The sequence below is a fragment of the Paralteromonas sediminis genome (genome assembly GCF_003820355.1).
Classification (GTDB): Bacteria; Pseudomonadota; Gammaproteobacteria; order Enterobacterales; family Alteromonadaceae; genus Alteromonas_F; species Alteromonas_F sediminis.
Map to the genome: position 1 here is coordinate 553893 of NZ_RPOK01000004.1, position 15731 is coordinate 569623.

The following is a 15731-nucleotide window of genomic DNA, read 5'->3' on the forward strand; positions in this document are numbered from 1 at the left end:
TAGAGCCAGTACGCGTTTATGAAAGCCTCCGTGTTACAAGCCAAATTTGAGCAAATCCGTTCAAACAAAGTCTTCGAACTCTTTGTCATCACCGTCATTATTCTGTCTGCACTTTTGGTGGGAGCAAAAACCTACAACCAGCCCCTTATAAACGAAATTACGCGCTATATGGACTGGTTTATCAGTCTTTTCTTTTTAACAGAGATAACGATCCGCTTCATGGCAGAGGAAAACAAGCGGCGCTTTTTCCACAGTTTTTGGAATTGGTTTGATACGCTGATCGTACTGGTCAGCCTGGTTCCAGCCGAAAATGCTGATATGGCGGTTATAGCGCGTCTGGTGAGAGTATTTAGGGTACTCAGGATGATTTCATTTATTCCAGAGCTGCGCCTTTTGTTGGTCTCTCTGGTCAAGGCCCTGCCTCAACTTGGCTATGTCATGCTGCTGTTGTTCATTATTTTTTATATCTATGCCGCAATTGGCAGTACCTTGTTTGCAGAAGTTAATGCAACCTTATGGGGTAACATCTCCATATCTCTGCTGACATTGTTCAGAGTGATGACGTTCGAAGACTGGACCGACGTTATGTATGAGACTATGGCCGTCTATCCATTAAGCTGGATATTCTATCTAACCTTTATCTTTCTCTCGGCTTTTGCGTTTTTAAATATGGTGATAGGCATAGTAGTGAATGTTATGGAACAAGAGAGTGCAAAGGTTAAAGCAGCACAAGATCTTGCCAATCACGAGCCGACGATGAAAGATCTGATGCATGAAATTCATGCACTGCGAAAAGACATTGATAATCTGAAAAAGCAGTAGAAATAAAAAAGGCCTGATAAAACGTCAGGCCTTCTGATACTCAAACCCGCTTTTATGATTTGCTAAATAATGCCTCAGCTTGGGCTTTAAACTCCAGGTTTTGCCATTTGCGGTCTTTAACGCGACGTTCTGCCAACACTGTCTCACCCATTTTCACTAACAGTTCAATGTAATGCAGAGCCACTTCGTCATTGCGGACGTTGTTGTTTATAACCGTCTCGTACAGATCGCGGGCGCGTTTCAACTCATTCTGCGCCACGTACACTTGTGCCAACGTATCGACAGCTTCAGGCATACTAGGGCGGATTTCTACCGCACGCTGGGCCAGAGGCAGCGCCTTTTCATAATCGCCTCTGTCTAAATACAAGTAGGCAAGGTTATTTAATGCGATGAAGTTTTGCGGCATTACCTCAAGCGCTTCCTGGTACAAGGTAACCGCATTATCAACATCCCGACCTATCATGCGCTCCGCAAGCATCATGCGAGCACTAGGATCATTCGGATTTTTTTCTGTGTACGCTGACAGCGTGGAGTACGCTTTCTCTCCTTGTTTGCTGGCTTCCAGAGCGCGAACAAACAATGCTAAGTTACGTAGATTAGGCGTTGCGGTATAAGCCACTTCAGCGTGCTCTGCGGCATCGGCAAAGCGATTATCCTGAAACGCAATTCTTGCCTCTACGCCACGGATAAACGGCAATGCTTTGACCTCTGTGGGCAAACCGTCAATCTTCTTACGACTTTCTTCTACTTGTCCGGTCATAGTAAGGAAGTAAGCATGCAAAACATCTAATTGTGTATCGGCACGTTTTTCAAGAAAACCCTCGGTCACTTCAAGCGCATCGGCGAACTTCAATTGTGTATCCAAGATCAATAGTTGACCCAAGGTCGCGTCTTTATTGAAGGGGGCAATGGAACGCCACTGGGTGTAATGCGCCAGTGCGTTGTCAAGCTGGTTTGCACGCAGCAAAGCCTGACCTTTCAAAGCCCAGTATTCAATGGAAGTATTCCCATCGGCTTCAATAGGGTCTAGAGTTGCAACGGCATCACTATACGCACGCTCTGAGAGCTGAATATTGGCCAGTGTCAGTCTGACTTTTTCGTTGTCAGGAAATGCTGTTAGGCTATTTTCAGCAGTATTGATGGCATCGGAGGTGTCGCCTGCTTCTTTAGCTAACAAGTAATTCAAGGTCAGTGCCGTTGGATTATCTGGGTGTTCAGCTAAGACACTTTTTATATCCTGAGTTGCTTTTTGCTTGTCGCCTTTTACAACAGCAAGGCTGATCAGCGCCAGTTTTGGCTCAGGCTGGTCTGGGCTTATCTCACCCGCTTTAATAAACTCCTGTTCGGCAAGTTCCAGATTATCAGTCTTCATCGCCACTTCACCGGCGAGCAGATAGGGTTTCATGGTATCTGGCTGACTGGCCTTCCACTCTTCAGCCAGTTGTGCCGCTTTGTCAAACTGACTAGAAAGCAGATAAGCTGATGCCAAAGTTTGCTGGGTGACAACCGACTCGGGAGCTTTTTCTGCGGCTTGTTCAAGGTTAATCAAACCACTTAAGTCGTTAAGCGACAGCTGAAGCACACCAAGTTGCAAAAGCTCTTCAGAGCTGGCACCAATTTCTTGGCCTCTCTCTACCATTTTCTTGGCATCAGCAAGATTGCCCTGGCGTACCAGCTGGTAGCCTGCGCGGGTGAATAACTGAGCGTCGCTTTGCCCCTCACCGCCAATACGGTCAAGCACACTGGTCGCATCTTGGCTTTGTCCCAACAGGAGCTGGCTGTCTGCTAACACGCGCAAACCAGGATGGTCAGCAGGGAGTATATTCACCAACAGCCCTAGGTGTTTCACAGCATCTTCATAAAGCTCTGTCTTATATGCAGCAAAACCTGCGAGGAGACGCACAATGTTATTGTCATTGCCGTTTAATAATGCTTTTTCAAGATGAACAAGGGCATTTTCATAGTCCTCGTCACTAGACAAAACAATGCCCTTAAACTGATTTAGCAGGCCATTGTCAGGACTTAGCGCAATCAGTTTATCGATGATTGGCTTGGCTTGTTCAAATCGACGCATGTCCATCAACAAGGCCATAAACGTAAATTGCACTTCGACATTGTCTGGGTTTACCCGCAGCATATCTTCGAAGACTAACACGGCCTCTTCTTGCTGCTGCTGGCTTAAGTGCAGTTTTACTAGGAGGTCTAAAATATCTTCATTATCCGGAGACTGTGCGCGTAACGCCTTAACCTGCTCTAACGCACCAGCAAAGTCTTCATTTAATATTGCGCGGTAAGATTCTGCCAGTCCCTTGTAAACAGATGACGTAGACAACGCAGCCACCTCGTCGATAAGTGCGTTAGCTTCATCGTTTTTCTGCAAATCTACCAATGCTAAAAGTTTGTAATAACCAACCTTTGCCGATTCTTCTGATGATAAACCCGTCTCAGCGTGGTTCAGGTCTGCCAACGCATTTTGCGCCCCAGTACGTTTATAAGCCACAGACAATAAAGGCAATATCTCAGCGGAGTCGTATCCGAGCTCTAGGGCTCTGTTAAGCTCCTTCTCTGCGCCTTCAAATTGGCCTTGCTCCACATATATACGGCCCAACTCAAATCTCACCACTGCGGATGAAGGATCCTTTTGAAGCGCATTTTTTAATTCTAAAACCGCTGCATTATTATTATTTGCTTGTATAAATTGACGGGCGGCGTTTAAGTGTTCTTCGGATGTTTGTCCTGAACAGGCAACAAGTGCCAACACAGAACCAGCAACCGCGAGACGCGATACGACTTTCAACATACTTCCCTGACCTCCTGATATTTTTGTCTTCAAAGTGTCTCTCAAATTCACAATCATGGCAACCATTGCCATGATGTCATATAATTGGGAAATTGCACTGTTTGCACAGACTTTCTCGATGCACCCGAACGCATTCGCCAGCTCTCTGCCAGATACCGTACTAAAACTTATTTTTGGACACTGAATGACTGATTCTACAGACATGACTTTTGCCGACCTTGGGCTTAATGACAACCTGCTAAAAGCACTTGAAAAAGTAGGCTATGAAAAACCCTCCCCTATCCAGGCGCAAAGTATCCCTTTATTGTTAGAAGGTCATGACCTTCTTGGCCAGGCACAAACGGGAACGGGTAAAACCGCTGCTTTTGCTTTGCCTATGCTCAACAACCTAGACATTGAAGCTAATTACACGCAATGTTTGGTATTGGCACCAACCCGAGAACTGGCCATCCAAGTTGCGGAAGCGTTTCAAACTTATGCGAGCTTTTCTAAAGCCATTCGCGTATTGCCGATTTACGGCGGACAGTCGTACAGCAACCAAATCAGACAGTTAAAACGCGGTGTGCATGTGGTTGTTGGTACGCCGGGTCGCATTATTGACCATATCGACAAAGGCACATTAAAGCTCGACCAGCTTAAGTTTATGGTGCTGGATGAAGCCGACGAGATGTTGCGCATGGGCTTCATTGATGATGTAGAAAAAATCTTGGCGCAAACACCAGAACAGAAACAAACCGCGTTGTTCTCGGCCACTATGCCAGAACCAATTCGCAAAATTACCAAGCGGTATCTGCACGATCCCAAGCAAGTAAAAATTGCGTCAAAAGTATCTACCGCAAGTACGATCAGACAGCGTTACTGCCAAGTAAATGCGCATCACAAGCTAGAAGCGTTAACGCGGATTATGGAAGTTGAACCTTTTGACGCCATGATTATCTTTGTGCGAACCAAAACAGCAACACAGGAATTAGCAGATAAGCTATCTGCGCGTGGCTATGATGTTGAGCCTTTGAACGGTGATATTCCTCAGCAAAATCGCGAACGCACAGTCGAAAAGCTCAAGGCCGGTAAAATAGATATTTTGGTCGCCACGGATGTTGTTGCCCGTGGGTTGGATGTTGAACGCATCAGCCACGTGGTTAATTTTGATATCCCTTACGACACTGAGTCTTATGTTCACAGAATTGGGCGCACGGGTAGAGCCGGACGTGAGGGCGATGCAATCTTATTTATTTCGCACAGAGAAAAGCGTCTCCTAAATACTATTGAACGCACGACCAAGCAAACCATTGCTCCCATGCCGATCCCGACAATTAATGAGCTTAACGAAACCCGCCTTAGCAAGTTCAAACAGGCAGTCATAGAGGCAACCAGCAGTGACGCACTGGAAGGCCTGATGCCAATTGTAGAAATGCTCCAGCAAGAGTCAGAGGCTTCCCCCGAGACTATCATGGCCGCATTGATTACTCTTGCTCAGGGCGATGAGCCGCTATTACTTAAAGAGTCTGACCGCCCTAATCTCGATGCACGCCCGCCCCGAAATGACAGAAACGAGCGTGGTGATAAACGAGAAAGAGGTGGCAAGCGTTCAGAACAAAGAGATCGCCGTCCTAAAGCCACCGAAGCGGGCATGCAGCGTTATCGCATTGAAGTGGGTCATAATCACAGGGTCAAGCCTGGGAATATTGTGGGCGCAATTGCAAACGAAGCCAATATCGACAGCAAACATATCGGTCAAATTTCAATCTTTGATAATTTTAGTACGGTTGATTTACCCGAAGGTATGCCAAGAGAAACTCAGGATGTACTGAAGAACGCCCGTGTTGCCGGCCAGCGACTAAACATCAGAGAATGGTCAGACACGCCACCTAAGCGACGTAAACCCAAAGATTAAGTTACGATGCCATTAAGCCCAAGAGGCATTCTTCTTGGGCTGTATTGGCATGCACATATCATTAATAACCAAATGGACTTAAAAATCATTTTTTGTGATTTTTAGTTTATATAAAAATCCTTCACAATTAGCCCTGTCATTATCGTGCGAGGCTTTATGAATTACTTTCCCGTCTTTTTAGATGCAAAACATATCCGTTGCCTGGTTGTTGGTGCCGGTGAAGTTGGCGCACGCAAGTTAGAACTGATCACTAAAACGCCTGCAACGATCACTGTGGTGTCCCCAGAGGTTGTGCCCACTGTCGAAGCACTAATTAGTGAACACACACTTACGCTTTACAGACGCCGCTTTGAGGTCAGTGATCTTGATGGTATTAACTTGGTGTTTGTGGCGACTGACGACGAATTGGTCAACCAGGAAATCCATGATTTGGCTACCGAACGCGGCATCCTAGTTAATGTGGTTGACAATACGCCCTTGTGTAAATTTATCACTCCCTCCATTGTTGATCGCTCTCCCGTCATTATTGCGATGAGCAGTGGTGGCGTAGCGCCTGTTTTGCTGCGGTATTTAAGACAAAAGCTGGAGTCAGTGATCCCACAACAAGTGAGTAAATTAGGGGCATTTTCAGAACGTTTTCGAGATCAGGTAAAGTCAGCCTTAACATCCGTCACTGCCAGACGTTACTTTTGGGAAGATGTATTAGACGGTGACATTGGAGAAGCTATAGTCAAAGGTCAGGAAGACAAAGCCGAAGCTAAATTTGAAGAAGCGCTTGAAGCCGCGACTCACGAAGCACAAACAAAAGGCGAGGTATACTTAGTTGGCGCAGGCCCCGGCGACCCAGACTTACTCACCTTTCGAGCGTTAAGACTCATGCAAAAAGCAGACGTTGTGATATACGACCGCTTAGTCTCGCCTGCAATTTTGGAGATGGTTCGCCGGGACGCAGAGAAAATCTATGTCGGTAAGGCAAAGAGCAATCACACGCTACCACAAGACCAAATTAATGACTTGATGGTACAGGAAGCCTTAAAGGGCAACCGCGTTGTGCGCCTTAAGGGTGGTGACCCTTTTATTTTTGGTCGAGGTGGTGAAGAAATTCAAACGTTGGTGAAAGCTGGCGTGGGCTTTCAGGTAGTGCCAGGTATTACCGCTGCCGCTGGTGCTGGCAGTTATGCTGGTATTCCATTAACGCACAGAGATCATGCTCAGTCTGTTGTATTTGCCACTGGGCACCTGCGAGATAATACGATCAACCTGAACTGGGAGGGTCTGGCGCAGCAGAACCAAACCATTGTTTTCTATATGGGATTGACCGGTCTGCCTATCATCTGTGAGAAGCTCATTGAACACGGTCTGGCCCCGTCCACGCCAATAGCACTTGTTGAATCAGCGACACTGGAACAGCAAAATGTGGTAATCGGCACATTGTCCGATATCACTACTAACCCATTGACTGAAAGCGTGAAACCACCTACGTTAATTATTGTAGGTGGCGTAGTATCATTAAGAGATACATTGAACTGGTACCGATAACACCACCTCAACATCGGGGTGGTATTATGCGAACGAAACTGTTTATTTTGCTGATGGGGGTTACCATTTTGGTTCATGCCGCCCCCAGTGAACAAGTAACATTCAGTCGTACCATTGAAAATGGCGATGTCCAGTTTAATTACCAATGGCATGATCATCAGAATAATGCACAGTCCATTGCGTTTTCCCTAACAGCTGAGAACATGAACCAACTGCCAAATCAGCAGGCAAATTATCGGCCGCGTATGGCCATGCGTTATGTCACGACGGAACTCCTCAAACACGCAAAGACCGTGGACCCACGCCAAGCAAGAATATCCATTCGTCAAATGGGTGAAGAAATAGACGTGGGAGTGCGCAGTCAGGATGCTCGTCTAGTCAGCCAACTGCGTGCAGAGTTTATGGACAAAAAAGAACAAGCGTTCGCAAAATACCTCTATGATCACTACTACATGAGCTTCAAAACCTCATACGGGCAAGACGCTATAAAGCCCGATCATGCCAGGTATGTGCAAGTTTATACTGAAGCGCTCATTCCCGCCTCTCAAGCTTTCTATGAAAAGTTGGGGCAAGGCACAGATGCGCGTGATTACATCAATCTCTTACTCAGTTGGATCCAAAGTATTCCCTACAGTGAGTTGAGCAACCGTTCAGAAAGCAATGGTTCTGGATTCTCGCCGCCCGTTGAGCTATTGAATGCAAATCGCGGTGACTGTGACAGCAAGAGTGTGCTGGCGGCGGCTATGATTCGGGCGTTTTTACCGACAGTACCGATTCGGTTAGTTCTGCTCCCTAAGCATGCGCTTTTAGGGGTAGCGATCAGCCAGGCGAATGGCGATGAGATCATTAATGAAAACGGCTTACAACTAGTACTGATGGAACCTACGGGGCCGGCCCCTTTTGCATTTGGTGAGATTTCAGAAACATCGCGGGCCGATATTGCCCGCGACTTGTATGTATTAGAAGAGGTGCCTTAAAGCTCTTTTTCGGCGAACTCAGCGAGCCTACTGCGCACAACACCATCCAAATTAATCGTCGCACTGCCGGAGAAGTTTTTAAACTTCTCAACCAAATAGGTCAAACCCGACGTCACTGCACTGAGGTAATTGCTGTCTATTTGTGAAAGGTTTCCCCCACAAATCAATTTGGTGCCTTCCCCACAGCGAGTGATGATGGTCTTTAACTGAGATGCGGTCAGGTTTTGTGACTCATCCAGTATAACAATGGCATTTTGAATACTTCTGCCACGCATAAAGTTTACTGATTTAAACTGAATATTGGCTTTCTCCATGATGTAGTTCATGGACCCTTTGACGTTTTCATCATTCTTGTGAAGCACTTCCAGCGAATCGGTAATAGCGGCAAGCCAAGGCGCCATTTTTTCCTCTTCGGTACCCGGTAAGAACCCAATAGATTCGGCAATTTCTGGTGTACTTCTGGTAACAATAATTTTGTCATACATATTACGCTCAACCACCATTTCCAGTGCCGCCGCCAAGGCTAGCAGTGTTTTACCACTGCCGGCTGGTCCGGTGAGGATCACCAAGTCGATATGCGGGTCGAGTAATGCGTGCATTGCCATTGCCTGGCCGATATTTTTAGGGCTGATCCCCCAAGCGTGGCGCCCCATCATGCGCTCGACGCCTAAATCAAGCACCTCAAGGTGCTCGTCGGTCATATGCTCAACCAGGCCAGCAAAAGTGCCTTCTTCATCAATTAAAAATTCGTTGATGTACGCTTCGGGCAAAACTTTTTTGTCAATCGTATGAACGGTGTCACGCCCTTCCGTCTGACTATCAACCGATTTGACCTTATCCCAAAAATTGCCCTCGAACTTGTGATAGCCCTTAGACAAATATTTGATGTCAGTAATGAGCTGATCGGTGCGATAATCTTCAACATTCGCTAGACCTGCGCCTTTAGCTTTAAGGCGCATATTGAGGTCTTTAGTCACCAGAACAACCTGTTGTGGCTTATGTGAGGCCTGTAGGTTCAAGGCGACATTGATAATTCGGTTGTCGTTTTCGTTGCTGGTGAATACCTGTTGACCTTCAGGCATAGTCAGATCGGTAAAGATACTCAAACTGCCGGTAGGCGCCGAAGGTCCCGACCCCAACCCTTTCATTGACACGCCTTCAACCATGTCATCAGGGGAAGCGTCACGCAACAAGTCTTCCATTGATCGGATGGACACGCGCGCATCGCGTGCAACGTCTTTTTTACTGTCTTTTATGTAGTCGAGTTCTTCCAACACTGTCATCGGGATAACGACATCGTGTTCTTTAAAGGACATAAAGGCGAGAGGTTCATGAAGAAGAATATTAGTATCTAGAACGTAGATTTTGGTATCTGCGGCTTTTTTTCTGGGCATCCGTCACTCCTGCTTAGTCTACATACTCACATTAATGTAGTTTTCATTTATTCGCACGGCTTTCTTGCAGTTTTTTGCAATGTAAACCACGCTTTCCTACAATACGCGCCGCTTTAACGGCTGAGTACACTATGAGCAAGACTAATTTATATTCAACAGGCCAACGATGGCTGAGCAATACAGAAGGTGAGCTGGGACTAGGCATTGTCACCAGCGTCGACTTTCGCACGATTGAAGTGCTTTTCCCCGCGGCCAATGACAGCCGACTGTATACAAAAAACGATGCACCGTTGACCCGGTTCACCCTGTCAGTGGGCGATGTTGCGAAAAGTGCAGATGGATGGCAACTGGCTATCACTGAAGTGCTTGAGCAAGACGGCCTACTGATTTATTCAGGTATTCGAGAAGATGATAAATCTGATGCCTTACTGCCAGAAACGCAGCTTGACCACTCACTGCAAATTGACAAGCCCGAGCAACGCTTGTTCAATCTGCAACTGGACAGTCCCAAATGGTTCGATTTGAGGCTGGCTTCCTGGCAGCAGCGTCACAGCCATGCCACTTCTCCCGTGTGTGGGTTGACCGGTGCGCGCATTTCGTTGATCCCGCATCAGCTATACATTGCCTCTGAGGTTGCAACTCGCTATGCACCAAGGGTGCTTCTGGCAGATGAAGTCGGACTGGGCAAAACAATCGAGGCCGCATTAATCATTCATCAACAACTGCTTACCCACAGGGCACAGCGTGTGTTGATAGTGGTGCCCGATTCGCTTGTTCACCAATGGCTGGTTGAAATGTTGCGGCGTGTTAACCTGGCATTTTCGCTGTTCGATGAGAGTCGTTGGGAGGCAATGACAGATGACGATAACGAACTCGCTGAAAACCCATTCGACAGTGAACAATTAGTGCTGTGCAGTACTAGTTTTCTTACGGCTTCTGAAAAGCGACTTCAAGCCTGTGCCAAAGCCGGTTGGGACTTAGTTGTCGTTGACGAGGCGCATCATCTGGTATGGTCAGAAGACTCGCCCTCTGAGGCCTATCGCGCGGTAGAGCTACTCTCAGCGCATACCAAGGGTCTAGTATTACTGACCGCTACCCCAGACCAATTAGGGCATGAAAGCCATTTCGCACGCTTGCGTTTGCTCGACCCTGACCGTTTTTATGACTATGCGGCATTCCTTGAGGAAGAAAAGCAATATAGCGCGCTAGCCGATGCTGTCCTGCCATTGCTTTCTAATGACACGCTTGCACAAGAGGACATAGAACGCTTGCAAACGCTTGCGCCGGAAGTGCTAGCACATCACCCGACTGTCGACACGCCAGCGCAGCGCGATGCGTTATTGCATCAGTTAATTGACTGTCATGGTACGGGCAGACTGTTATTCAGAAACCGACGCGCCAATATAGAAGGCTTTCCACAACGCCACCTATTCGCTCATCCTCTGCCAGCTGAGACTGGTGACTATAACCTGCGCGTCCAATGGCTGATTGAACATGTAGAACAGTTAAAACCTGAAAAGGTGTTGTTAATCTGTCAGCATGCTGAAACAGCAATCGCGTTGGGTGAAACCCTACGCACAAAAACAGGGATCCGTTATACCGTCTTTCATGAGGGAATGAGCATTGTAGAGCGTGATAAATCGGCGCATTATTTTGCTGATCCTGAGCAAGGCGCTCAAATCATGCTGTGTTCAGAAATTGGCAGTGAGGGACGCAACTTCCAGTTTGCACATAATTTAGTGTTGTTTGATTTGCCAGAAAGCCCTGATTTACTGGAACAACGCATTGGCCGCCTGGACAGAATCGGCCAAACGAAAGACGTGAATATTCACGTGCCCTTTGTTCCTAATTCACGCCAGGCAACGCTTCTAAAATGGTATCATGATGGTCTCAATGCGTTTGAGGAAACCTGTCCCACTGGCCGAGCGGTGTCTGACAAGCTTGGCGATGTCCTCGAAAAGGCGCTAAATAACCCTGCTGACGCGACCCTTGTGAATCAACTTGTTGATGAATCGCATGCTCTGAATAGCACACTTAAAGCACAGCTTGAAGCAGGCAGAGATCGCTTGTTGGAATTAAGTGCCTCTGGATTGCATCGCGTTGATCCCCTACTAGACGCCATTGTTGAGCAGGACACCTCACCTGTGCTGGCACGACTCATGGGCAGACTGTTTGACGCCATTGGCGTTCAGCAGGAAGAGAGAGACAGTGAGACCTTTATCCTCACACCTACAGAAACCATGGTTAATCATTTACCTGGGCTTGATCCTGACGGCATGACTGTCACCTATCGACGTAATACAGCCACTGCACTGGAACATGTGCACTTTTTGTCTTGGGACCATCCTCTGGTGCATTCAGCATTAGACACAGTGCTTTTGGACGTACATGGAAAAAGTGCTATGGGCTTTATGGCAGACTTGTCCCTGCCTAAAGGCGCATACTGGGTTGAAGCCGTATTTTTATTACAAGTTAATGCACCAGCAGAACTTCAGGTTGACCGCTATTTACCGCCAACCCCCATCAGAGTTGTTATTGATGCTAACGGACAAGCTTGCGACCTAACTTTCGATGTAACCCGTAAAGTACCGCGGAAAATGGCAAAGCAGCTGATTGGCGCATTGCAAACCCCCATAGAACATTATTTGGCTACCGCTAAACAGCGAGCCCATCAAATAGCAAATCAGTGCCAACACGATGCCTTGGTCTTGATGAATACTCAGGTAGGCGGAGAAGTACAACGCTTAAGAGATTTGCGACAAACTAACCCCTCTGTACGGGAAAGTGAGATTGTGTATTTTGAACAGCAGCAGGCTGCCCTCAGTCAGTTGCTCAAAGATGCTGATATTCATTTAGATGCGGTCAGAGTAGTTATTAACAACCCCTAATCGTTAGGCAGTTTTCCATCATCGCTCAGTCATCATACACTGAGCATGATGGCTTTCACCAATCAGTAAACTATGACCATGACATTTATCTATGACCCACCACAGGCCCCCTATTTAACCCTGTTACACGCTGATGAACACATTATTGTGGTAAATAAGCCCAGTGGCCTATTGAGTGTGCCAGGTCGTGTAGAGGCGCATCAGGACTCGATTGCCTACAGGGTCAGTCGCGTCTATCCAGAGGCCGGTATTGTGCATCGCCTGGATATGGCAACATCTGGCGTTATGGTGCTGTCCAGAAGTAAAGCTGCCCATCAACACCTGTCCTATCAATTTGCTTCGCGCATCACACAAAAGCGTTATTACGCCAGGTTGTATGGGACGCCCACATCGCACAGTGGCGTTATTAATATTCCCTTGAGCGTCGACTACCCAAATCGACCAAAACAAAAAGTAGACTGGAAATCGGGTAAAGAAGCCGTTACCTGCTTTCGGGTGATTCAGCAGGAGGCGCACGGCGTGCTGGTTGAGTTACACCCCATTACCGGCCGCTCCCACCAGCTTAGAATGCATATGAGAGAACTGGGCACACCCATTTTGGGTGACCGCTTGTACTCGCCACCCGCATCGGTTGAGGCGGTAGACAAGCTTCAGTTACACGCACAGTGTTTGCAGTTTGTGCATCCGCTAACAGCGCAAAAAATGATGTATTCTGCCCCTATTCCGTTTTCTGACTATCAACCTAAATCGCTAGAAGAAACCTATGGCTATGCTAAAGACTTGCTCGGTGCAACCGATAAATTAGAATAAACGTTTATCCTGACTATATAGCTTATGCGATTTTTCGGTCTTTTTGTTATCTTACTGGGCTTCCAAGCCTGGGCTGATGACTTTACCCGGCAGCTGCATTCAGACGACTTGAACGCGGTCATGCTCGGCGAGCAAGTGCATTATACCTATGAGGTAGATGCCAAAACGCCACTGCCCATTGGTGTGAGTTGGTTATTCGTAACAGACGGGAAAGGTAAACTGAGCTTTGCGGCAGCCCGACGTCTTGCCGATGAGCTTTCCCACAAAGGGTGGCATGTGGTAATGGTCTCGCCTTCATGGATGACAAGTTCGCCTGCAGTTACGTCTGCACAATCTCAAAACAACGAAAATATAGCAACTGACCCCATCCAGCCGTGGCAAAGTGTCAAAACAGCCAGTATTGCTTTCCCTGACGCGCGTGCTCAATTACAGTCTTTTTTGCCGCAACTCGTAGACTTGAGCCGGGACAAGGCAGGCTTTCGAATGTTTATCGCGGAAGGAATGGCAGCTTCTTTATTATTGGCACTAGGCCAGGATCTCAACACGCCTATACCTGACGCACTGACCATAGTGTCTCCATTCTGGCCTGAAGCAACAGTCAACGATACCCTACCAGAACTCAGCGCCCAGTATCCGGCCCCTGTGTTGGACGTTGCGTACAGTTCCTCCAATAATTGGAGTCGCGCTACCAATATTGCCAGGCTAATCCAGGCTAATGTTCAAATAAAAATGCATTACAGACAGCGACAACTTCCACGCCTTGTCGGGCGACAGGCTGCAGACTGGTTATCTGGCGAAATTGTAGGCTGGACACGTTCTTTGGGCTGGTAACAGGCATTTTCAAAATTCTTGTCTATACTTGGATTAGTTTATCATCATCCGGGGTAGCAGTATGACAGTCGCCGCCTTCATTGAAAGAAAAGCACGTCAATTAGCATACTATATCAAGGCCTTCTGGCGCGGCGATCTCCCCTATCGCGAGGTCAATCTATTTTTTTGGGATACGTTGGAAGAATGGATCAACATGTCCAACCGTAACGCTACCCCCATTTCTTCTCAAGAGCGCGTGTTTTGGCACTTAATGCACCAAATCCACTTTTGGCCACAAGATACGTTACTTAGCGATGCCGTACTTAAAGAAGAATTGAACCGCTGCGTCAACTTTTTAGAAAACGGTGGTTTTTGTCCATTTGATTGTGTAGGTATTCGCCCTTAAGAATCACTGGGGTTGTTATTTCATTCATTACTGTGTTCAATGAAGGCAATCGCAATATCAGGAATCCACCTTGTCTTCGATCACTCACACCCTTGCTCATTTCCGAGATAAACGCCTAGTCACTATTTTTTGTTTTGGTATCGCCAGTGGGTTTCCCTGGATCCTCATTGGCTCTGCGCTATCGGCCTGGCTAAAAGATGAAGGCTTGTCCCGTTCGGCGATTGGTCTGTTTGGGTTAATTTTTTCTGTCTACTCTGTGAATTTTCTGTGGTCGCCGTTTATCGATAAAATCGTCCTTCCCTTTGTTGGCCGTCTGGGCAGGCGAAGAAGCTGGATTGTCAGTATGCAGGCACTTATTTGCTGTTGTTGTCTGCTCATCGCCACGCTGGACCTGTCCAGTCAACTCTACTGGCTCGCATTTTTGGGCTTGTGTATTGCCATTTTTTCTGCCACACAAGACATTGCAATTGATGCGTATCGCATTGATATTATAGGTGGTGATAAAGAAGCCATGGCGGCATCTTCGTCAATGGCCACAGCAGGCTGGTGGACCGGATATGGCGGCCTTGGCGCGATTCCGTTTTTTATCGCTGACCTACCGGGTTGGGGCTGGCAAACCGTTTATGTTGTGCTGGGTATTATGGTTGCCGTATTAATGGCATTTACCCTAATTTCCCCAGAGCCTACCTCCAGCCAAACAACAGTTTTTCAGGCTTCAAAACGAACGTCTACATTATCTAACTGGCTTTTTGATACGTTGATAATGCCATTTAAGGAATTTTTCACCCGCAACGGCGTATCGGTCGCATTGACACTTTTGCTGTTTATCTTTTCTTTCAAAATAGGTGAAGCTTTTCTGGGACGTATGAGCATAGTTTTCTATAAAGAAATTGGGTTTAGTAACAGTGAAATTGGTGCCTATTCAAAGCTAATTAATTGGTGGGTAACCATTGTTTTTGCTGTTATTGGGGGGGCATTTACCATTCGCTTCGGTATTTACCGTGGCCTGATGGTTGCGGGTATCGCTATGGCGGCGAGTAACTTGATGTTTGCCTGGATGGCACAAGTAGGGCCAGATCCAAGCCTGTTTATCGCCACTGTCATTGTTGACGGGTTTACCGCGGCATGGAGTACTGTGGCGATGGTCGCCTTTATTTCTCTACTGTGTAATCATACATTTTCGGCTACTCAATACGCACTCATGGCATCATTGAGTGTGCTGGGTAGAACCGTTTTAGCCGGCACAAGTGGTATTATGGTCGATGCACTTGACGGGAACTGGTCGGTATTTTTCGTAATAACGGCTATTATGGTTATACCTGCTTTAATTTTACTTCGCCATTTACGCTCTCGCGTTGCTGTTCTGGCTGACTAACTGACAGGCTCAACAG

Annotated in this window: 11 protein-coding genes; 9 read left to right on the forward strand and 2 right to left on the reverse strand. The window is 47.1% G+C overall.

Annotated features, from left to right (window positions below; genetic code table 11):
* The first annotated feature begins 18 nt into the window (after nt 1-18).
* Nucleotides 19-822: an ion transporter gene (locus tag DRW07_RS14535; protein WP_124028653.1), complete on the forward strand. Its 804-nt coding sequence runs from the start codon at nt 19-21 to the stop codon at nt 820-822.
* A 52-nt stretch (nt 823-874) separates the two neighbouring features.
* On the opposite strand, the gene prsT is transcribed toward DRW07_RS14535, so the two are convergent.
* On the reverse strand, nt 875-3826 hold the full coding sequence (gene prsT / locus DRW07_RS14540; RefSeq protein ID WP_124028654.1) for an XrtA/PEP-CTERM system TPR-repeat protein PrsT: 2952 nt from the start codon (nt 3824-3826) through the stop codon (nt 875-877).
* Here prsT and DRW07_RS14545 point away from each other — a divergent pair.
* From DRW07_RS14545 to DRW07_RS14555, 3 genes are all read left to right on the forward strand, one after another.
* Nucleotides 3807-5516: a DEAD/DEAH box helicase gene (locus DRW07_RS14545; protein WP_124028655.1), complete on the forward strand. Its 1710-nt coding sequence runs from the start codon at nt 3807-3809 to the stop codon at nt 5514-5516. The two genes, prsT and DRW07_RS14545, sit on opposite strands and share 20 nt — an antisense overlap.
* 156 nt (nt 5517-5672) lie before the next feature.
* Nucleotides 5673-7055 carry a siroheme synthase CysG gene (gene cysG / locus DRW07_RS14550; RefSeq protein ID WP_124028656.1) on the forward strand — a complete coding sequence of 461 codons (1383 nt, stop codon included), beginning with the start codon at nt 5673-5675 and terminating at the stop codon, nt 7053-7055.
* Nucleotides 7056-7081: 26 nt separating this feature from the next.
* The gene (locus tag DRW07_RS14555; protein ID WP_124028657.1) at nt 7082-8032 is read left to right on the forward strand and encodes a transglutaminase-like domain-containing protein; all 951 of its coding nucleotides are present in this window, start codon (nt 7082-7084) and stop codon (nt 8030-8032) included.
* Here the strand turns inward: DRW07_RS14555 and DRW07_RS14560 are convergent.
* Nucleotides 8029-9426 (reverse strand): PhoH family protein, encoded by a 1398-nt coding sequence (locus DRW07_RS14560; protein WP_124028658.1) that lies wholly within the window; start codon nt 9424-9426, stop codon nt 8029-8031. The two genes, DRW07_RS14555 and DRW07_RS14560, sit on opposite strands and share 4 nt — an antisense overlap.
* Before the next feature lie 131 nt (nt 9427-9557).
* Between DRW07_RS14560 and rapA the strand changes: the two genes are divergently transcribed.
* From rapA to DRW07_RS14585, 5 genes are all read left to right on the forward strand, one after another.
* Nucleotides 9558-12314, forward strand: a complete 2757-nt coding sequence (gene rapA / locus DRW07_RS14565) for an RNA polymerase-associated protein RapA (RefSeq protein WP_124028659.1) — start codon at nt 9558-9560, stop codon at nt 12312-12314.
* A gap of 72 nt (nt 12315-12386) precedes the next feature.
* Nucleotides 12387-13124 (forward strand): pseudouridine synthase, encoded by a 738-nt coding sequence (locus tag DRW07_RS14570; RefSeq protein WP_338067770.1) that lies wholly within the window; start codon nt 12387-12389, stop codon nt 13122-13124.
* Nucleotides 13125-13148: 24 nt separating this feature from the next.
* Nucleotides 13149-13955, forward strand: a complete 807-nt coding sequence (locus DRW07_RS14575) for a DUF3530 family protein (RefSeq protein WP_124028660.1) — start codon at nt 13149-13151, stop codon at nt 13953-13955.
* Nucleotides 13956-14016: 61 nt separating this feature from the next.
* Nucleotides 14017-14340: a hypothetical protein gene (locus DRW07_RS14580; RefSeq protein WP_124028661.1), complete on the forward strand. Its 324-nt coding sequence runs from the start codon at nt 14017-14019 to the stop codon at nt 14338-14340.
* A 79-nt stretch (nt 14341-14419) separates the two neighbouring features.
* Nucleotides 14420-15715 carry an AmpG family muropeptide MFS transporter gene (locus tag DRW07_RS14585; protein ID WP_124028757.1) on the forward strand — a complete coding sequence of 432 codons (1296 nt, stop codon included), beginning with the start codon at nt 14420-14422 and terminating at the stop codon, nt 15713-15715.
* Nucleotides 15716-15731: the final 16 nt, after the last annotated feature.